The 19,808-nt window shown below is 53.8% G+C and carries 23 protein-coding genes and 1 pseudogene; 14 read left to right on the top strand and 10 right to left on the bottom strand.

Annotated elements, in window-relative coordinates; genetic code table 11:
- The first annotated feature begins 1 nt into the window (after position 1).
- The 9 genes and pseudogenes from KNP85_RS00540 to hisIE all read left to right on the top strand — a co-directional run bounded on the left by KNP85_RS00540 (position 2) and on the right by hisIE (position 6,949).
- Entirely contained in the window at positions 2-925 is a 924-nt protein-coding gene (locus KNP85_RS00540; protein ID WP_021067256.1) for an ATP phosphoribosyltransferase regulatory subunit, read from the top strand.
- The gene (gene hisG / locus KNP85_RS00535) at positions 922-1,530 is read left to right on the top strand and encodes an ATP phosphoribosyltransferase (RefSeq protein WP_214713732.1); all 609 of its coding nucleotides are present in this window, start codon (positions 922-924) and stop codon (positions 1,528-1,530) included. The genes KNP85_RS00540 and hisG overlap by 4 nt, the downstream gene beginning before the upstream one ends.
- Positions 1,527-2,744 (top strand): histidinol dehydrogenase, encoded by a 1,218-nt coding sequence (hisD, locus tag KNP85_RS00530; protein WP_214800809.1) that lies wholly within the window; start codon positions 1,527-1,529, stop codon positions 2,742-2,744. Before hisG ends, hisD begins: the two co-directional genes overlap by 4 nt.
- Positions 2,741-3,754 carry a pyridoxal phosphate-dependent aminotransferase gene (locus tag KNP85_RS00525; protein WP_214713727.1) on the top strand — a complete coding sequence of 338 codons (1,014 nt, stop codon included), beginning with the start codon at positions 2,741-2,743 and terminating at the stop codon, positions 3,752-3,754. The genes hisD and KNP85_RS00525 overlap by 4 nt, the downstream gene beginning before the upstream one ends.
- The gene (hisB, locus tag KNP85_RS00520; protein ID WP_214800807.1) at positions 3,741-4,328 is read left to right on the top strand and encodes an imidazoleglycerol-phosphate dehydratase HisB; all 588 of its coding nucleotides are present in this window, start codon (positions 3,741-3,743) and stop codon (positions 4,326-4,328) included. The genes KNP85_RS00525 and hisB overlap by 14 nt, the downstream gene beginning before the upstream one ends.
- Entirely contained in the window at positions 4,325-4,912 is a 588-nt protein-coding gene (gene hisH, locus KNP85_RS00515) for an imidazole glycerol phosphate synthase subunit HisH (protein ID WP_214800805.1), read from the top strand. Before hisB ends, hisH begins: the two co-directional genes overlap by 4 nt.
- Entirely contained in the window at positions 4,890-5,603 is a 714-nt protein-coding gene (gene hisA, locus KNP85_RS00510; protein WP_021067262.1) for a 1-(5-phosphoribosyl)-5-[(5-phosphoribosylamino)methylideneamino]imidazole-4-carboxamide isomerase, read from the top strand. Before hisH ends, hisA begins: the two co-directional genes overlap by 23 nt.
- Entirely contained in the window at positions 5,596-6,363 is a 768-nt protein-coding gene (hisF, locus tag KNP85_RS00505; protein ID WP_214800804.1) for an imidazole glycerol phosphate synthase subunit HisF, read from the top strand. Before hisA ends, hisF begins: the two co-directional genes overlap by 8 nt.
- Positions 6,312-6,949 (top strand): annotated as a pseudogene (gene hisIE / locus KNP85_RS15950) (bifunctional phosphoribosyl-AMP cyclohydrolase/phosphoribosyl-ATP diphosphatase HisIE). Before hisF ends, hisIE begins: the two are co-directional and overlap by 52 nt.
- Before the next feature lie 42 nt (positions 6,950-6,991).
- On the opposite strand, the gene KNP85_RS00490 reads toward hisIE, so the two are convergent.
- Positions 6,992-7,915: a DUF7916 family protein gene (locus tag KNP85_RS00490; RefSeq protein ID WP_058763459.1), complete on the bottom strand. Its 924-nt coding sequence runs from the start codon at positions 7,913-7,915 to the stop codon at positions 6,992-6,994.
- 90 nt (positions 7,916-8,005) lie between these two features.
- Here KNP85_RS00490 and KNP85_RS00485 point away from each other — a divergent pair, with 90 nt between their 5' ends.
- Positions 8,006-8,560, top strand: a complete 555-nt coding sequence (locus KNP85_RS00485) for a maltose acetyltransferase domain-containing protein (protein WP_058763461.1) — start codon at positions 8,006-8,008, stop codon at positions 8,558-8,560.
- A 39-nt stretch (positions 8,561-8,599) separates the two neighbouring features.
- Here KNP85_RS00485 and KNP85_RS00480 read toward each other — a convergent pair whose 3' ends face one another.
- From KNP85_RS00480 to KNP85_RS00440, 9 genes are all read right to left on the bottom strand, one after another.
- Positions 8,600-9,604, bottom strand: coding sequence for a pyridoxal phosphate-dependent aminotransferase (locus tag KNP85_RS00480; RefSeq protein ID WP_214800802.1), 1,005 nt, complete (start codon positions 9,602-9,604; stop codon positions 8,600-8,602).
- Entirely contained in the window at positions 9,601-10,359 is a 759-nt protein-coding gene (locus KNP85_RS00475; RefSeq protein ID WP_021067270.1) for a transporter substrate-binding domain-containing protein, read from the bottom strand. Before KNP85_RS00475 ends, KNP85_RS00480 begins: the two co-directional genes overlap by 4 nt.
- A 125-nt stretch (positions 10,360-10,484) precedes the next feature.
- Positions 10,485-11,012, bottom strand: a complete 528-nt coding sequence (locus KNP85_RS00470; RefSeq protein ID WP_214800800.1) for a P-loop nucleotide/nucleoside kinase family protein — start codon at positions 11,010-11,012, stop codon at positions 10,485-10,487.
- Positions 11,013-11,021: 9 nt separating this feature from the next.
- A complete protein-coding gene (locus KNP85_RS00465; RefSeq protein ID WP_214800798.1) occupies positions 11,022-11,738 on the bottom strand; it encodes a nucleotidyltransferase domain-containing protein in 717 nt (238 codons plus the stop codon).
- Positions 11,739-11,755: 17 nt separating this feature from the next.
- Entirely contained in the window at positions 11,756-12,496 is a 741-nt protein-coding gene (locus KNP85_RS00460) for a phosphotransferase family protein (RefSeq protein ID WP_214800796.1), read from the bottom strand.
- Between the two features lie 303 nt (positions 12,497-12,799).
- Positions 12,800-13,150 carry a VOC family protein gene (locus tag KNP85_RS00455; protein ID WP_021067275.1) on the bottom strand — a complete coding sequence of 117 codons (351 nt, stop codon included), beginning with the start codon at positions 13,148-13,150 and terminating at the stop codon, positions 12,800-12,802.
- A complete protein-coding gene (locus KNP85_RS00450; RefSeq protein ID WP_214800794.1) occupies positions 13,147-13,665 on the bottom strand; it encodes a DNA topology modulation protein in 519 nt (172 codons plus the stop codon). The genes KNP85_RS00455 and KNP85_RS00450 overlap by 4 nt, the downstream gene beginning before the upstream one ends.
- A gap of 13 nt (positions 13,666-13,678) precedes the next feature.
- The gene (locus tag KNP85_RS00445; protein WP_021067277.1) at positions 13,679-14,125 is read right to left on the bottom strand and encodes a GNAT family N-acetyltransferase; all 447 of its coding nucleotides are present in this window, start codon (positions 14,123-14,125) and stop codon (positions 13,679-13,681) included.
- Positions 14,126-14,141: 16 nt separating this feature from the next.
- Positions 14,142-14,642 (bottom strand): hypothetical protein, encoded by a 501-nt coding sequence (locus KNP85_RS00440; protein ID WP_214800792.1) that lies wholly within the window; start codon positions 14,640-14,642, stop codon positions 14,142-14,144.
- A 141-nt stretch (positions 14,643-14,783) separates the two neighbouring features.
- Here KNP85_RS00440 and KNP85_RS00435 point away from each other — a divergent pair, with 141 nt between their 5' ends.
- The 4 genes from KNP85_RS00435 (at position 14,784) to mutS (ending at position 19,804) form a co-directional block, all read left to right on the top strand.
- Entirely contained in the window at positions 14,784-16,247 is a 1,464-nt protein-coding gene (locus KNP85_RS00435) for a phytoene desaturase family protein (protein WP_214800790.1), read from the top strand.
- A 15-nt stretch (positions 16,248-16,262) separates the two neighbouring features.
- Complete coding sequence (locus KNP85_RS00430; RefSeq protein ID WP_214800788.1) at positions 16,263-16,691, top strand: GNAT family N-acetyltransferase; 429 nt, start codon at positions 16,263-16,265, stop codon at positions 16,689-16,691.
- A 101-nt stretch (positions 16,692-16,792) separates the two neighbouring features.
- Entirely contained in the window at positions 16,793-17,224 is a 432-nt protein-coding gene (locus KNP85_RS00425) for a YlbF/YmcA family competence regulator (protein WP_021067281.1), read from the top strand.
- A 54-nt stretch (positions 17,225-17,278) separates the two neighbouring features.
- Complete coding sequence (gene mutS, locus KNP85_RS00420) at positions 17,279-19,804, top strand: DNA mismatch repair protein MutS (protein ID WP_214800786.1); 2,526 nt, start codon at positions 17,279-17,281, stop codon at positions 19,802-19,804.
- The last annotated feature ends 4 nt before the right edge of the window (positions 19,805-19,808 follow it).

The following is a 19,808-nucleotide window of genomic DNA, read 5'->3' as shown; positions in this document are numbered from 1 at the left end:
GATGATTTGGTTCAATACAAAAGGATCCATCCCGGAAGGATGGCACGAATTGCAAGGGGAGGACGTTCTGCGTCCGAAGCAGTGGATGTTATCATTTCTCGAACGAGCTGAATCGAACGGCTACAGCGTGATCGAACCGCCACTCGTAGAATATTATTCGCACTATCAAGACTTGGCCTTGTTCGATGAGTCGGCCTATTATCGTCTGTTCGGAAATGACGGAGAGTTGCTCGTCATGCGTCCAGACTATACGTTACAAATCGCACGGAAACTCGCGGACGGTCATGAGCCGATGCGTGTTGCATATGCCGGTGCCGTCTACCGGCGTACCCCGAAGCATTCGGGACAGCCGCATGAACGTCAACAGCTCGGTCTCGAATGGATTGACGGGGACGCTCCGGATATGGAGTTGATTGCCTCGTTCCTCAGTATGACCGAGCGTGTCCTGCCACAAGACGGACTCCGGATTCAAGTCGGATCAGCAGCCTTGGTCGCCGCCGTGGCCGACGAAGCCGGTATCCCTGAGCGGACGCTCCGCCAATATTTGGCGCTTCGCAATTTGGAGTCACTCCGGGAACTCGCCGATACGTATCAATACCCGTTAATCGCGAAATTACCGTTCTTGATTGGCGACTCGGCACTTGGTGAGTTACGTGAAGTCGCTGAGCCGGGCTTGACGGCAGCAATCGATGAAGTCGAGCGGGCGGTCGAACATTTACGGTCCATCGGTTTGAACGTATCGTACGACTTCGGACAGACCGGTGATTTTGATTATTATTCAGGATTGACAGTGACAGGCAGCATCGACGGACGACGCGTCCTATCGGGTGGTCGATATGATTCATTATACGGACATTTCGGCCAATCTCGTCGGGCGTTCGGACTGTCCCTTGATTTAGAACAGTTAGGTGAGGTGATTTTATGAAAGTAGCCATCGCAAAAGGACGCATTGAAAAAGCGGCCCGAGACTATTTCGAACAAGTCGGACTTACCGTTTGGCCTGAAAAGCGTGGCCGCGAACTGACGGTCGAAGTCGACGGGCATGAGTTCATCTTCGTCAAAGGGGATGACGTCTACAAATACGTCATGCACGGCGCGGCTGATGTCGGCGTCGTCGGCGGAGACATCTTGCGAGAGAAGACGCCTGGCGTGCTGGAAGTCGTCGACTTGCCGTTCGGCCGTTGCCGCATGGCGGTCTGCGGACCGAAAGAACGGAAGAATGGAACAAAAAAATTGAAAGTCGCGAGCAAATATCCGAATATCGCCATCTCTCACTTCGCCTCGAAACGACAGAACGTCGAAGTGATTGCGTTGAACGGATCGGTCGAACTCGCACCGCTTACAGGACTCGCCGATTGCATCGTCGATATCGTAGAGACGGGGGCGACGCTTCGCGCGAATGACCTTGAAGAATACGAGACGATTTTCACAGTGAACGCCAAGTTCATCACGAGTGAGGCGGCTCTCGCCAACAATCCTGATGAATTGAAGGCGTGGATTCGTCGCTTGAGCAAGGAGGATGCCCGATGAGTACAGAAACGAACCGGGCCCGGCGGGAAAGCTGGGCAGAAGCGGTCAAACCGATCCTCGAGGCCGTAGAGTCGAACGGGGACGAGGCGCTCCTCGCGTTCACGAAAAAATTTGACGGCGTCGACAAAATCGAAACGGTCGATTTGACGACGTTTACGCCGCCTGACGCATATGCTGAACTTACCGAGGCGTTGACGCTCGCGGCTGAACGCATTCGTACGTTTCACGAACGCCAGCGACGTCAAGATGACGTGTACGAAGACGGTATGTTCCGGCTTGGACGCCGTTTCATGGCGCTCGATTCGGTCGGTGTGTATGTACCAGGCGGGACGGCCGTCTATCCGTCGAGCGTGTTGATGAACATCATTCCGGCGAAAGTGGCCGGCGTGAAGCGAGTCGTCATGGTGACGCCGCCGAAACAAGACGGCATCGATTTATCGTTATTGATTGCGGCAAAAATCGCAGGGGCGGATGAATGTTATCTCGTCGGCGGGGCGCAAGCCGTGGCCGCCTTGGCGTTCGGCACCGAGACGATTCAACCGGTCGATAAAATCGTCGGGCCTGGGAATGCCTATGTCGCGACGGCAAAATCGCTCGTCTCCCATATCGTCGGCATCGATTCGGTCGCTGGACCGTCCGAGGTGCTTATCATCGCCGATGAGACGGCCAATCCGAAATGGGTCGCCGCCGATTTGCTCGCCCAAGCCGAACACGATGTCGAAGCGACGGCACTTGCGCTCGTCACGACTGGCGAATTGGCCGAAGCGATTCGACAAGAATTAGACCGACAATTGGCTGAATTACCACGGCGTGACATTGCGATAGAGGCGATGAAGCGCGGGGGTGTCCTCGTAAAGACGAAGGCTGAGGCGATTCGTTATGCGAACGAGATGGCGGCTGAACACGTCCAACTCGCCGTCGCCGACCCGGAAGATTACATGCAAGCCATCCGTCACGGCGGATCGTTCTTCCTCGGTCATGAAGCGGCGGAGGCGTTTGGGGATTACATCGCTGGACCGAACCACGTCCTGCCGACGAGCGGGACGGCCCGTTTCTCGAGCGGCCTCTCGGTCGATGATTTTTACCGACGCCAGACGTTCCTGCAAATGACAGAACTCGATGAGCGCATCACGCGTGCCGCGATTCGAATCGCGCAACAAGAACAACTTGACGGCCACGCCCGGGCGATGGCGGTCCGATTGGAGGACGTATGAGACTGAACTATGAGACGATTCCACGCTACGTCCCGCATGCGGTCAAAGGGCACGCGTTGAATCAAAACGAAAGCCAATATGTCTTTCCAGAGCGCTTGAAGACGGCTATCCGAGAGCTTCCGCTCGACTTGAGCCATTATCCGGTCGACGAGTTGACGGCGCTTAAACAAAGCTATGCGGCGTATGCCGGTGTGAGCCCGCAGCAACTCATGGTCGGCAGTGGCAGCGATGAATTGCTCGCGATTCTCTGTCAGGCCATTCTCGATGCCGACGATGTCGTCGCCGCACCGATTCCAGACTTTTCGATGTATGGCATTTACACGCATATCGCCCGTGGGAATTTCGTGCAGCCGGATGCGGACGGATTGTCGTTCAAGTCGCTCATGCAAACGATTGAGGCGGAACACCCGAAACTTGTCCTCATATCGAACCCGAACAATCCGACCGGGAAGATGTGGTCGCTCGATGATCTCGAGACGATTGCCAGCCGAGTCCCGTACCTTGTCGTCGACGAGGCGTATATCGATTTCACGATGGAAGATTCATTCAAAGACCGCCTGGCGGACCACGCGAACGTCATCATTCTCCGGACGTTATCGAAAGCGTTCGGACTCGCGAATCTGCGCATCGGCTTCATGATCGCCGATGAGCGCTTAATCGAGAAGATTGATCGGTTCCGCTCTCCGTTCAATGTGAGTGGGCTGAGTGCGGCCGTGGCCACGGTCGTGTTGAACGACTCCGCTTATATCGATGAGTCGATCAGTTTCCATCAAACGCAGCGACAAAAGCTTGAGACGTTGCTCGCACCGATTGGGAACGTCTTACCGAGCCGTGCTAATTTCCTTTACGTCGAGACACCGGACAGCGAAGCTTGGGCAGCCCGCTTCCTTGAAAAAGATGTACATGTTCGCGCGTTCGCAGACGGGATTCGTGTCAGTGCCGGAACGGACGAGGCGTACCGCTTGCTTCAACAAACGATAGAAGAGGTGACTTCACTTGAGAACAGCTGAGACGAAACGAGAGACAAAAGAGACGAACATCGAGCTCAAGCTTGATTTGAACGGGACGGGGCAAAGTGACGTGAAGACAGGCGTCGGCTTCTTTGACCATATGCTGACACTGTTCGCGTTCCACAGCCAAATCGATTTGACGGTCCATGTCGAAGGGGATACGTGGGTCGACGCTCACCATACGGTCGAAGACGTCGGGATCGCCCTCGGGCAGATGATCAATCAAGCGCTCGGCGACAAAATCGGTATCCGCCGCTACGGCACGAGTTATTTGCCGATGGATGAGACGCTCGCGCGTGCCGTCGTCGACGTGTCCGGCCGTCCGTTCCTCGTCTACCGGGCCGAAATCAAAAATCCGAAACTCGGGGACTTTGATACCGAGCTCGCCGAAGAGTTTTTCCGGGCCGTGGCAATGAACGCCCGCTTGACGCTTCATCTTGAGTTGCTCTACGGGTCGAACTCGCACCATATGATTGAAGGACTGTTCAAAGCGTTCGGTCGCGCCCTCGCTGAAGCGATCGGGCAAGATGGATCGAATCGACTGCCTTCGACGAAAGGACTGATCGAAGGATGAAGGTCGCGGTCATCGATTATGGAATGGGCAACGTGTTCAATGTCGAACGGGCGCTCCAAGCCATCGGCTGTTACGTCACCATCACGAACGATCCCTTAGACATCGAGGCAGCTGACGCCATCTTGCTGCCGGGCGTCGGTGCGTTCCCCCAGGCGATGCAATCGCTGAACGAGACGGGACTGATTCCGCTGTTGAAACGATCGGCACAAGAAAAACCGTTCCTTGGCATTTGCCTTGGCATGCAGCTCTTATTCGAGTCGAGCACGGAAGGGGTGCCGACAGAAGGACTCGGTTTGATTGAAGGGCGCGTCGAGCGGATGCGGGCGAAACGTCTGCCACACGTCGGATGGAACTCGATTTTGCGAGACGAGGACGTCTATTTCGTTCACTCGTATCACGTCGTGACCGACCCAACCCATGTGATCGCTTCTGCCGATTATATGGGGGAAGACGTGCCAGCCATCGTGCAAAAAGGGCTCGTCACGGGGATGCAGTTCCACCCGGAGAAGAGCGGTGCGTTTGGACTCAGTTTATTGAAAGAATGGAAGGAGGCGGTCGAACGTGAGATTACTACCGGCCATTGATTTGATTGACGGAAAAATCGTCCGCTTGACAGAAGGCGATTTCAATACAGAAGAACAGTACGGAGACCCGTATGAGAAATTGAAGGAGTGGCAAGGGCGCGTCCCGATGCTCCACTTGATTGATCTCGAAGGGGCGAAAGCTGGTGAACCGAGACATCTTGATGTCGTCCGCTTTGCCAAAACGTGCGGGTTCTTCGTTCAGACCGGCGGGGGCATCCGTTCCGAGGAAGCGCTCGACGCGGTCATGGCGACCGGTGCGGACCGGGTCTTGCTCGGGACAAAAGCGTTCACAGACCCGGATTTCTTGGACCGGGCGCTCGCGAAGTACGGAGATCGTGTCGCCGTCGCCCTCGATGCCTATGATGGCATCGTCGCCGTCAACGGCTGGCAAGAAGCGACCGACTTAAAAGATATCGATGCCGCGAAAGGCCTCGTTGACCGTGGTGTCAAAACGATTCTCTATACGGACATCGGGTCGGACGGGAAGTTGAACGGACCGAATCTCGAGCGGATGAAGGCGCTGCGTGAGGCTGTTTCAGTCACGCTCATCGCTTCGGGCGGTGTGACGACCGAGGCTGATGTCGAAGCACTTCAAGCGGCCGGTATCGACGAAGCGGTCGTCGGGAAGGCACTACTCTCCGGACAAGTCAGCCTCGATGACTTGATCGAGTGGGAGGCGCGCCATGCTTAAACGTCGCATTATTCCGTGTCTTGATGTGAAAGACGGTCGTGTCGTCAAAGGAATCGAGTTCGTGGCACTCCGGGATATCGGCGACCCGGTCGAGATTGCTAAGTATTATGACGCATCCGGTGCGGATGAGCTCGTGCTTCTAGATATCACTGCGAGTACGGAACGCCGCCAGACGATGCTTGACGTCGTCAGTGCCGTCGCCCGGAAAGTGTTCATTCCGCTCACGGTTGGTGGCGGTATTCGGTCGCTTGAGGATATTTCCTCGCTCTTAAAAGCCGGGGCCGATAAAGTGTCGCTCAACACGCTCGCCGTCGAATCACCCGATTTGATTAAACGAGCGGCCGAGCGGTTCGGGTCACAATGTATCGTCATCGCCATCGACGTCAAGTTCGAAGACGACGATTACTTCGTCTATACGTATGGCGGGAAGAACCGGACCGAGTTGCGGGCCGTCGATTGGGCAAAGCAAGTGGCTGCACTTGGGGCGGGTGAACTGCTCGTCACGTCGATGAATCAGGACGGAAAGCAGAGTGGCTACGATTTGCGAATCCTTGATTTGCTCCGGGACGCCGTCGATATCCCGATTATCGCCTCTGGCGGTGCCGGGAACGCGAATCATGTCGTCGACGCGCTCGAGAAGGTCGATGCGGCGCTACTCGCCTCGATTTTGCATGACCGGAAAACGACAGTGGAAGAGGTGAAACACGTATGCAGCGAGCACAACTTGCCGATGCGGTTCGTTACGACGCAAACGGATTGATTCCAGCCATCATCGTGTCGACAGAGGACGACGCCGTCCTCATGTTAGGCTACATGAACGAGGAGGCGATTCAGAAGACGCTCGAGACGAACACGGTCACGTTCTGGTCACGTTCGAAAGGGCGACTCTGGATGAAAGGGGAGTCGAGCGGAAATACGCTCGAGCTCGAAAGCATCCACGTCGATTGTGATCAAGACGCACTCTTGGTCCGGGTCCGTGCCAATGGGCCGACGTGTCATACGGGAAATCGAAGCTGCTTTTTCACGGAGGTGGAAGGATGATTCACGAATTAGAGAAGTTGATTCAAGAACGACAGGCGTCACCGAAAGAAGGGTCGTATACGTCTTATCTATTCGACCAAGGTGTCGACAAGATTGCCAAGAAGTTTGGGGAAGAGTCGTTCGAGGTCGTCATCGCAGCGCTGAACGATGAAGATTTGGTCGAAGAGTCGGCTGATCTCTTGTACCATTTGCTCGTCTTGCTCGCCGCCAAAGGCGTGTCATTACAAGACGTCGAGGCGCTCCTCGCCAAACGGCACGGGACGACGACTCCGGCGAAACCGCGCCGAGACGTCACTGACTGGTAACACAAAAAGGAACGAAGCCATTATCGGCTTCGTTCCTTTTGATTAGCGGTTGACCGAGGCGGCCATGCGGATATACGTATGGCGCCGTCCCCGAATCGCAATCGATAACGCCTGGATATTCTCCGGTGTGGCGATTCCGGACAAGCCGGCGTCGCCGATATGGAAGATGTCCGTCCCACCCCGCTTCGAGGACAAGGCGATGTCACGGATTGTCGCTTCATCGGACCCTTCCTGTGACGTACCGATGGCGGCGACGACGAGTTTATCCAACGCCTGAATCTCGCGCGTGACTTCATAGAATTCGTCTTCGCGGACGCCTGGGACCGTCCCAGGCGCAGGAATCAAGATGATGTCGGCCCCGGCCTCAGCGAAGCGGACATAGGCCTCTTGGTCGAGTACTCGGCCGACGCCGGCTTGATGCATCTTCCCGGCGATGATGACGCCAGCGAACTCTTGGCGGGCGTTGATGATGGCTTGCTCGATCGCCTCGTTCGTCACCCCGGTGTTCGGGTTGCCGGTCAAACAGATAAAATCGATCCCGAGCTCGGACGCTCTCGCGAACGCTTCCCGTGTCGCCAGACGTCCTTGTTTCACGTCATACATGTCCTCTGACTTTTCGGAGAAGTCGACCGGTTCGAGGTTGACCCCAATCGGCAAACCGACGAGCCGCTTCAATTCCATAATCGGATTGTCAGACATCGTCTCGCCCGGTACGTTACCAAATAAGGCGTGGCTTTCCAGACCCTTTATGTACGGATGGAATACGTCGAGCATATTCAATAGAATCATATCGGCTCCGAACGCTCGAGCGAGTTCGGCGTTCGTCACTTCTGGATAGAGCGGCTGCACGGTCGGGATGACCTCGGCGAGTACGGTCCGCCCCTCGGCTTTCCGAATCGATCCAATCAAATCCGAGCGGTTGAACGTCAAGAAATCACTGGCTCTGCAATCAAGAATTCGTTTCATCTGTCTATTCCTCCTCTAGTTCGTCATGTTCCTATTCCCCGTTTGGTCAGAAATTCCTCTATACTAAAAAAAGAAAAGGGGGAGAAGCAGATGACAGAAAAAGAAAAGATGATTCGGGGCGACCTTTACATGGCCGGGGACGACGAGCTCGTCGCCGACCGGCGTCAGGCCCGGCGTTTGACGGAACGATTCAATCGTTCCGGCATCGACGAAATCGACGACCGAAAAGCTGTGTTAGCGGAGCTGTTCGGCTCGACCGGGAGTTCGTTTTATCTGGAGCCGACGTTCAAATGCGACTACGGCTATAACATTCATCTCGGAGAACGGTTCTTCGCTAACTTTGACTGTGTGTTCCTCGACATCTGTCCGATCACATTCGGTGACGATTGCATGCTCGGTCCGGGTGTGCACGTCTATACGGCGACGCATCCGCTCGACCCGACTGAACGGATTTCAGGTCTTGAATACGGGAAGCCGGTCACGGTCGGACATCGGGTATGGATTGGCGGCGGTGCCATCTTGAATCCAGGGGTGACGGTCGGTGACGATGCTGTCATCGCCTCTGGCGCCATTGTGACGAAAGATGTGCCAGCTCGTGCCGTCGTCGGGGGTAATCCGGCAAAAGTCATCAAACTCATCCCATGACAAAAACGCTCAGACTGGAAACAGTCGGAGCGTTTTTGATTAATTCGATGTTTGGATTGCGTAAATGCTGAGCGCCTCGTGTGCCAGGGCAAGGGCTTGTTGATTGCCGAGCGTGATGCGAATCCCGTTCGGTTGTTTCGATGTGTGAACCCCATGCGCGGCGAGGTGGGCCCAAACGGCCTCCGGCTCATCGAGCGTGACGTAAATGAAGTTTGCCTCGGCGGGATGGACGTGGCCGATTGTGGCGAACAAATCGGTCCACTGTCCGCGCATGTCGGCGTGCCAAGAGATGGCCTCGTCGAGATACGTAGCATCTTGTAAAAACACATTGGCGATTTTCGCGCTGACCCCGCTAATGTTGAACGGTGGGACGAACTGACGGAAATAAGCGGCAAGTTCGGGCGTCGTGACCATGAAACCGAGGCGGACGTTGGCTAAGCCAAACGCCTTCGATAACGTCCGCAGTACAATCACGTTCGTGAATGAATCAAGGTGGGCCACCATGCTCGAGTTCGGCGAAAAGTCGATATACGCCTCGTCGACGATTAAATATGGGACGAGTCCTGCGAGTTCGGCCAATTCGGCGACGCTCCACAATTTACCGGTCGGATTGTTTGGATTCGACAACAGCAACAGCTTCGGTTCGTGTTGCGTAATCGCCTGGACGAGTGCGTCATAAGAAAGGTCATCGGCTTGCACGTGCCGGCCATGGGCGATTGTCGTGAAAATTGGATAGAGTGCGAAATCCGGACTCGGTGACAAGACGACGTCTTCCGGTGCCAACAGCGCCTGGGTGACGACATGAATCATCTCGTCACTCCCGCAACCGACGAGCAGCTGATTCGGGTCAACACCGGCGTAGGCCGCATAACGGGTGAACAACTCGTCAATCGGTTGGACCGGATACTCATGCAAGTCTTGGAACGAGATTGTCGCAAGTTGGTCATACAACCGGGACGGCACCGGGAACTGGCTCTCGTTTTGATTCAAACGGTACCCTTCTGGATAGGTGACTGGATAAATCGGTAGCGAGACTTGTCTCATTCCGTCGGCTCCATCGAGAACCATTTCTTGGCGAGTTTGTCGATTTCACCTGAGTCGATCATCTTGTTCAACTCCTCGTTGAACTGATCGCGAAGGTCATCCTCCAATTTAAAGGCGGCTGCAGAACCTTTCTCGCCATCTTCTTTCAAGGCGAACGTGTACAGTCCGGCATCTTGATCCAAGTATTTTTGGGCGACCGTGTCCTCGATGACCATCGCGTCAATCCGACCCGTATTCAACTCTTGAACGATTTCTGGAATCTTGTTCAATGAGACGAGCTCTGCATCCGGAGCTTGGTCTTTGGCGATGTTCTCTTGAATCGATGCCGTTTGGACGCCGATTTTCTTGCCGGCGAGCGCTTCAATCGACTCGAGTGACTCATCTTTCGTCATGACTAGGTTCGTCGCCGACAAATAGATGTCCGAGAAGGCGGCATTTTCTTTCCGCTCTTCGGTCGGCGTCATACCGGCCATGACGAAGTCGACACGTCCGGCGTTGAGTGCCCCGAGCAGGCTACCGAAGTCCATGTCCTCAATTTTAAGTTCGTAGCCGAGGCGTTCCGTAACCGTTTCGGCAATCTCGATATCGAATCCGACAATCTCGTCTCCGTTCGCCGTATCGACAAACTCATACGGGAAGTAATCGGCGCTCGTTCCCATGACGAGTGTTTTTTTCTCTTCGCCCGTCGTCTCTTGGCTACATCCTGCTAGTAATGCACTTGCCACTAATCCCCCTGTAATGACCCACTTTTTCATGTATGAATTCCTCCTTCAAGATATGAGACTAAGTGTATATGTATGATTATTAATTGTAAAGCATAAAAATACAAAAACGATTAAAAAGATACATCCAGGAAAAAGTCACAGGATACATCAGGTGGTCAATCAATCCCTTGGAGATAGGCGATGACGTCAGGCAAGTACGTCTCGAGAGGGCGATTCGTATCAATTGTAAGCGTATGCATATTCGGTGGTTTTTTACTGCTGGCGACGGTCCGATCAAAATTCTCTGGTGAGACGCTTCTGATTTGACTGAGCTTTCGGTCGCGCTCGCGCAACCGCCGATTGATTACATCGACGTCGTCGACGAGGCACTCGATGTAACGATACGTGGCTCCGCCATTTGCCGTAATTGTCAGGCCGCGTTCAATCATCACGTCATATAGACAAGGGCTATCTAAAATAACGTTCCGTCCTAAAGACAACTGGAACTCGACGAGCGACCAATCGAGATCATAAGCGATTTTTCCGGCCAGCGCAGCATCAAGCGGGTGTTGTGAAGTCGATTCGAGCAGTGCCGTCTTCGTGACATCGTGATCGACGATGACCGCATCCAGTCGTCGAGCGATTTCCCGAGACAGCGTCGATTTGCCTGATCCGGGGAAACCGGACATTTGCAGAAAGAACATGGGCTACCCTCACGTTTCGTTTGATTTCCCACGGCTGAATCCGGCGAACAACCGGCCGCCGAACGGGGAGAGCGTCACATCGACGTAACGGATGAGCGCGTCGGTTTCGTTCGTTTGATAATACGCCTCAAGGGCGTCAGTGAGTTGACGTGCGGCTGACGCATCAAATTGTTCAAGCGAACGATACGTCCATTTCGATGAACCAATCCATTTTTTGTTCGTACGCAATATGAACTCAGCCGTGAGCTCACCGATTTTTGCGGCGATGAACAGTCCTTCCGAGCGACGGGTACATCCAATCAAGTCATCGAGTGCATCGGTCAGAAAGTATCGTTTCAACTCAATCGTCTCGTCCGACCAAGCCTCCGGCCCGCTGTCGAGCAACGCTCTCGCTTCACGTTTGATGTCTTCGACGATGTCTGTGTCCTTCAAGACGATGCCTTCGGTGACCATTCTTGGTAACGATGGAATGGCACGCTGGCAATCCTGTTCGAAGAACGTACGATACGACGTCAAGTTATGGGCGAATAGTTCGATGGGCCATCCGGACTCGATGAACGATTCCCGATAAGACGAGACGAGGGTGTCGTCGAAGATGATGATGTCTAAATCCGACGTTGCGGTCGCCTCACCACGGACGACGCTCCCGGCGAGCAGTGCGGCCTGACAGTGGGGGAAATGTGTGGAGATGAAGCGAAGTGCCGCTTCGAACGGTTCAATCTTCAAGGCATCCTACACTCCTTTTAGGAAGATGTGCATAAGGCGTACAAGTAATTGGATTGATTTGAATCGACAGACTCACTCAGCCTCGCAGCCGCTAGGATGGGTAGCCATTTCAAGACCTCATCTCGGGATGTTTCGCTTTTCTCACAATAGCGCGATATATAGCTTTCCGCTAACTCGGGATACTTCTCTAGATAAAGCAGATACGTCCGGCAGATATCGGCCTGTGCGTCACCGAGGCTGGCATCCATCCAATCGATGATTGAGATGCCTGTCTCGGTTTGAATCAAATTATGTAGATGAAAATCACCATGACATAGTCTCGATACAAACTGAAACGACTCCATTCGCGTTACGAGTCGGTTTTTCTCATACTCGTTCAATCGGGGAGCCCTTTTGATTTGACTATGCAATCGCTCAACCATCGATTCGATTTCGATGTGTACAATCTGATGGATGGCGAGTTGCAGTTGAATCGAACGGTCAATATATTCGGCCAGACGGCCCGGTTCCCTGAGTGCGAGTTGACCGATCGAGAGGCCGGGCACATATTCCATGACGAGCACAGCATATCCCTCAGCATCGAATACCTCATAGACGTCTGGGACAGGTAGGCCTGCCGCGTGAGCCAGCTGTTGCTTCTTCGCTTCATGTCGTGCCGTGTCTAAAGAAATCGGCGGCTTAAATCGTTTGTATATTTTATTGTCGTCAAGATAGACATGGGCACTGTTTCCTTCAGCGATCCAATCTATATGTTGCATCGGCGACCCTCCAGTGGCAGGCGAGTCTGAACTCGGACTCTCGTCACGTGAATAATCCATATTAAGTCTCGCCAGCAGATTATAGTAGATGACAATCAGGGTGTGTCATCAAGTTTGCGATTTCGACACGATGGATACCGTTCGGTTTCGTACAGAATTGGAGTTACAGGGTCCCGACGACGGTTTCCGCTCATGTGGCAATTAACAAATGAACGTCGGGCGACAAGTCGCTCAATTGAGTGATTGCGCGATCCATGTGATTGACGCGTTGAATTTGAATGCTTGCACCTTCTATAGTCCCCGTCAGCATTGGCACATCATCAGGATGTTTCCGTCTGGGTCTTTGAAATTGAACCAATGGTCGTGTTCAATCGGGGTTACAATGTCAATTTGTCGTTGCACCATATGCGCATATGCTTGGTGGATATCAGGCGTGTTCAAATGGAAAAGCGGGGTCTGAATGACGTTCGCTTCAGAGAAAATCTTACTGTCTAGTACCAGATTTGGTCCGTTTAACGGGACGACATAGAGATGATCGAACAGTATGTCTCCATCTGCTGAGATATCAAATAGCTGACAATACCAATCCCGGGACGTTTCAACGTCTCGGACGGGGATAAAGACGGTCCCAATTTCTGCGAGAATTGGATTCATGTATTCGCCTCCAGTTGATTCACTACGAAACGACGGACCTCGGCCCGTGAACGCAGGAGAATAATGTCTTTTTCGGATTCAAGTTTGTGTAAACGTTGTAAAATGGCTGGTCGCTGCGACTTCGGATAATCCCATACCCACTTCAAGAACTTCGGGTCGAATCGTTCCTCACAACCAGGGCCCATGTCAGGGCGTGTTTTGCCGCGGTACTTGAGCATGCGCTTCAAAACGCGATACGTGCAGACGGTACGCGGCAAGTCGAGAAATACAATCGTGTCGGCAGCATCTACTCGCAAATCGAGCGTCCCCCCGTAATTCCCATCGATGATCCACGAATCGCGTTCAATCAACGCTGACTGCGTGGCAATTTGTTCTTGTCGCGTGGCGGGTGTCCAATTCGGCTTCCATAGTAACGCGTCGAGGTGATGAACATCGATTCCGAGTCGGGCGCCCAACTCGCGGGCGAGTGTCGACTTGCCCGAACCGCCTGAACCGATTAATAATATTTTTTGCATGACGTCTCGCCTCTCATATGTCGATTTTCATGAACTTGCTGACGTCGGAGAAGCCAAGTTGTTCATATAGATGCATCGCTGTTTGATTATGCGCATACACGTTCAAGCGCACGTCGGTATAGCCCATTTGTTTGAACGTGGCGAGCGCCTCTTGCATCAATAATTTGGCATAACCGTGCCCGCGAAAAACGGGTTTGATATATAGGTCGTTCACCCAACCGACCTCCGCACCCGTCAAATAATCGAACGCTTTGTCGATTTGCGTCCAGCCGATGAGTGTCTCGTCATCGACGAGACAGAGAAAATAAGCACCGAACTTTGCAGAATGTTCGTACGCTTCAATCATCTTTTCTCGGCTATCAGTCGACACGTGGTTGGTCGCTTCCTCACGATTGACGCCTGCAAGTGCATAAATTTCGGCTTGTTGTGATTCGGTTGCCCGTTGAAATGTGAGATTCATATTAGTTCCGCCTTCATTAAGATTCTGTGGATTCTAGGATACGCCATTTTTCAATGACACCGTCCTCTTCGTATAGGACGCGTACTTCCATCTGGTTCAGTACGAGCCGTTGCTCGCTGGCGAAGAGCACAATCGGATAACCGATTGACAGCGGTTCGTCCGCTTCAAAGACGGGGCTGTGCGCTTGCATGGCATAATAGCCGTCCGAGCGCGTGTTGGCCGCCCCAGCATCGACTTGAATCACCGTATCGAACCCTTGAAGTCGTAACACGTAACTATAAGTCGTGCGCGCCCCGCGTTCGAGCCGCCACTCCTCGATAATTGCCTCGCGGCCATCGTTCACTTCCTCGAGTAACACTTTTTGTGCCGTGTACTCGCGTTCATACGGAATCATCTCCTGAATGTTGACAGCCGTCATGGTGGCGACTTTTTGTGATTCTTCTGATGGAGGTGTAATCAAAATACCGATAAAAATCAAGATTGGAATGAGCAGATAAATGATGACCCGACTTCGCATATGGTTTCACCTGTCCTTTATCGATTTTTTCGCCATCTACCGGCAGAACCCTGCCTGACCGGTGAAATATGTCTACGGAACACGTTGAAATGTCTCGGATTTCAGGAAGCCATGTATGATGAAGGCAGGAGGGGATTCAATATGCGAATCGGGATTATCGGTGGAGGAGTTGCCGGATTGACGACGGGTGCGCTGGCGAGCCGAATCGGCCATGACGTGACCGTATACGAGTCGTCACGAGAATGGGGTGGTTGTGCCGGAAAATTCGAACGTGGGGACTATCGGTTCCCGGCCGGGGCGACGCTCGGGATGGGATTTGAACCGGGCGGCCTGCATGAGCGAGTCTTGTCCTACTTAGGTGAAACGATTGACGTTCGCCCGTTAACCGAGGTGATGCAGATTCATCTCGACGGACAGACTGTCCATTATCATCAAGACCGGGATCTGTTTTTAGCAGAACTTGAGTCGATATTTCCAGAGCTCGCTCCGCGAATTCGTGCTTTCTTGAATGAAGTGTGGACCGATTTCGAGACGATCCGTCCTTTGTTTGAGACGCTACCGGCGTTGCCGTTTCGGTCGATTCGTGACGCATCGGTTGCGATACGAGCGTTTCGACCGGCACAGCTCCGGTCGTTCCGGAAGCTGTATCGACCACTCGGTACAACGTTAAAACGGCATCGATTGAACGGGACTGCGTTCGAGCGGGTTATCGACGGGATTTTGCTCGATAGCTTGCAGACTGGTGCCCGCGAGGCGAGCCATTTGCTCGCGGCCGTCGCTTTATCCATTTACCATGAGGGAGCATATTACGTCGATGGGGGATTGTACACACTCGCCCACGCGTTGGAGCGGTCGATTCGAAGAGACGATGGAAAAACGATTCTCGGACGACAAATTGTTAAGATCGAGCGGATTGCTGACGGTTGGTTGTTGACCGATCGCCGGGGCCGGCTCGACCTCGTCGATGTCGTCGTGTCGGCCATCCCGCTCGAGGCGACCGCTCAGTTGGTCACGGGACAAACGGCTCGACAGTTCCAGAGACAGTACGACCGTCAACTAGAACGGTCGCAATGGGGGACGTTCAGTCTTTACGTCACGTTACCGGAAGCGGCGTGCACGGGACGTCCGCTCTTCCAACAAGTATATAGTGATGATTTGCCGTCAGGTCACGCCTTCATTTCGATGTCGGCTGCGGACGATACGCGCCGAACCGAACGGCCGGAACGAACATTGACCGTCTCGACCCATATCGATTTGTCGGAGTGGCAGGCTTGGAAAGACAAGGCGACGTATGAGAAACTAGAGGCAGAATGGACCGAGCGCCTCGTCAAGGCGGTGAGACAAGCGTTCCCGAGGTGGACCGGTTCATCGTCGGTGTTGCTTCCGGGCGGACCGGGGGCATGGGTGAAATATACGAAACGTCCGCACGGTGCGGTCGGTGGATATGCCCAAACACCGCAACAAGCGTTATTCCATGCGGCGAGCTATCGGACGAACCTTCCGAATTTTTACGTTTGCGGCGACACGGTGTTTCCAGGTGCCGGGACGATCGGGGCGATGACGAGCGGCCTCCACGTCGCCCGAGCGCTCGGTTCGAAGTTATGAGGGGGACAAGTTGATATGCAGAAAAAACGGTTTGACGAATTGACGACGAGAGAGCTCTATGAGCTATTGGCGCTCCGCACCGAAATCTTTGTCGTGGAACAAGATTGCCCGTACCAAGAAGTCGATGGGAAAGATGTGACGGCGGTCCATTACTGGATTGAGGCAGACGGTCGCCCGATTGCGGCGTTACGTGTCCTCGAGGATGAATCGCCAATCGCCATCGGTCGTGTCGTCACAAAATCGACGCATCGGGGACAAGGCCATTCGCGGCGCTTGATGCAAGAAGCCGTGGCCGACTTTGGGAATCGCGATTTGTATTTGCAAGCGCAAACGTATGTGGAGCCGTTCTATGCAAGCTTTGGGTTCACACGAACGAGCGAGGAGTACTTAGAGGATGGGATTCCCCACGTCGATATGGTTCGGACGGCGACCGTTTCGAAGTGAATCGATGCGGTACCGTTTGCCATAAGTTCGTGGTAGAATGATGAGGAATACTTGCGTGCGTCAAGACGTGCGTTCAATCATAGAGAGCAAAGGGGTTTACGATGGTGACTGATCAAACTGTGATTCAAAAAGCGAGAGAATTAGCCGACTTATTGGCGAGCACGCCGGAAGTGGCCCGCTTCAAAGAAGCGGAAACGAAAGTGAACGAAAGTGAGCGCGTTCAAACGTTGATTAAGCGTATCAAATACTTACAAAAAGAAGCCGTCAACTGCAAGCATTACGGGAAGACGGAAGCACTCGCCAAAGTCGAGCTAAAAATCGACAAGGCGATGGACGAACTCGATTCGATTCCGGTCGTCCAGGCGTTCCAAGAGACGCAAGTCGAAGTGAACGATTTGCTTCAATACGTGACGGTCACACTCGCCAACTCGGTGACAGATCGCATTATCGAGTCGACGGACGGTGACGTTCTCGCCGGTAAAACAGGAAGCGGCATGGCAGCGGAAAAATCACGCGGCGGCTGCGGATACTAACAAACAGACAGCTGGCCTTTGGTCAGCTGTTCTAATTTCTAGAGGTGAACACGAATGGAAACGATACATCAAACCCCGATGATGAAACAATACTTTTCAATCAAGGCCGATTATCCAGACGCCTTTCTCTTCTACCGGCTCGGCGACTTTTACGAGCTGTTTTTTGAAGATGCTCAAATCGTCGCCAAAGAGCTCGAATTGACATTGACTGCGAAAAACGGAAAAAACGCCGAGCACCCGATTCCGATGTGCGGGGTCCCGCATCATTCCGCTGCCATCTATATCGAGCAACTCATTGAAAAAGGGTTCAACGTGGCGATTTGTGAGCAGATGGAAGATCCAAAAGCGACGAAAGGACTCGTCAAACGTGAAGTCATTCAAGTCATCACGCCGGGTACATATATGGCCGCGCTCGGTGAGAAAGAGAACCGGTATTTACTTTCGGTCGTGAACGTCGCAGGCCGGTTTGGGATCGCCCGCGGCGATGTGACGACAGGTGAATCTTGGTTGACGACCTTACCGTCGCGTGAGGCCGTCCTACGCGAAGTCGAAGGGTTGGTCCCGAGTGAAATCATCGTTGATGACGCCGAGTTGGCAGACCATCTCTCATCACTCGGTATTCCGTTGTCGGTGCAGACAGAGCGATTGGCGAGCTCGTTGTCGAGCGGTGCCCGCGACGAGGCACAAGTAAGTGCGTTCGAACTCCTTTTCGCCTACTTGACGCGGACGCAAAAACGAGCCCTCGATCACCTGCAGCCCGCTGTCGCCTATGAGGTTGAGGCCCATATGCAACTCGATGCGAATACGGCCCGCAACTTGGAGCTGTTCCGTTCGGCCCGGTCCGGGGAACGGAAAGGATCACTTCTCGCCCTGCTCGATGAGACGACGACAGCGATGGGGGGACGACTATTGAAACGTTGGCTCGAACAGCCACTCTATACGGAACAGGCGATTCGTGAACGCCAAGATGCCGTCGAAAATTTAGTCGATGATTTCATGCTCCGCGATCAATTACGGGAGCAATTACGTCACGTCTACGATATCGAACGGCTCGTCGCGAAAGTCGGTTACGGGACGGCCAACGCACGTGACCTTGTCCAGTTGCGGAACACGCTTGAACGCATTCCAGCGGTACGAGAGTTGCTCGCGAATGTCACGGCAACGCGATTGCATCACATCGATGCGACGCTCGACACGTTCGACGCGCTATCGGAACGACTTCAGGCGGCGCTCGTCGAGACACCACCCATCTCAATTAAAGAAGGCGGCATGATTCGTTCAGGCTATTCGGCCGAACTTGATGAACTGCTCGAGGCGAAAGCGAACGGGAAGACGTGGATTGCCAATCTCGAGCAACAAGAGCGGCTCGCGACCGGCATCAAGTCGCTGAAAATCGGCTATAACCGTGTCTTTGGCTATTATTTGGAAGTGACGAAAGCGAATGCGCGCTTGCTCGAAGAGGGGCGGTATGAACGGAAACAGACGCTTACGAACGCCGAACGCTATGTCACGCCTGAGTTAAAAGAAAAAGAAGCGCTCATCCTCGGTGCCGAGGAGAAGAGCTGTACGCTTGAATATGACTTGTTCGTCACGTTACGTGAAGAAGTCAAACAAGAGACGAAACCACTTCAACAACTAGCCCGCTCGTTAAGTGAACTCGACGTCCTGCTCGCGCTCGCCATTGTCGCCGAAAAACGGGACTATGTCCGGCCGACGACGTCAAATAATGTCCAAATCGATCGTGGACGCCATCCGGTCATCGAGACGGTATTGCCTCGTGGGGAATACGTCGCCAACGACTTGACGCTCGATGACACGCGGCGCATGCTTTTAATCACCGGACCGAACATGTCCGGTAAATCGACGTATATGCGTCAGTTCGCACTGATTGCCATCCTGCATCAAATCGGTTCATTCGTGCCGGCCGAAGCGGCCGAACTTCCTTTGTTCGACCGCATCTTTACCCGCATCGGGGCAGCCGACGATTTGGTGAGCGGACAGTCGACGTTCATGGTCGAAATGACGGAGACACGTCAGGCTGTGACGGAAGCAACAGCAGATAGTCTCATCCTCCTCGATGAGATTGGACGAGGAACCTCGACGTATGACGGTATGGCGCTCGCACAGGCCATCGTCGAATATATCGCGGCCACCATCGGCGCGAAAACATTGTTTTCGACCCATTACCACGAGTTGACCGTGCTCGAAGACACAATTCCAGCCCTTGAGAACGTGCACGTCCGTGCCATTGAACGGGACGGACGTGTCGTCTTCCTGCATGAAGTTCATCCGGGACGGGCCGACAAATCGTACGGGATTCACGTCGCCGAACTCGCTGATTTGCCGCCTGATTTGATTGAACGGGCGCGAACGATTTTGTCTGAGCTCGAGACAGAACCGAAACCGGCACGGGCAGCTGTAGAACAGCCGGCTCCGGCTGAACCTGTGGCCCAACTGTCACTATTTGAGGCGGACGACGACATCAAACGACAACTGCTCGACCTCGATTTGCTGGCGATGAACCCGATCGAGGCGATGCAGGCGCTCTATGCGCTCCAACAATCCGCGAAGAAGGGGTGAGTCA

This window comes from Exiguobacterium sp. s194, from assembly GCF_018618275.1.
GTDB lineage: Bacteria > Bacillota > Bacilli > Exiguobacteriales > Exiguobacteriaceae > Exiguobacterium > Exiguobacterium chiriqhucha.
The sequence above is the reverse complement of the archived record's forward strand: the minus strand, read 5'-3'. Positions and strand labels throughout refer to the sequence as shown.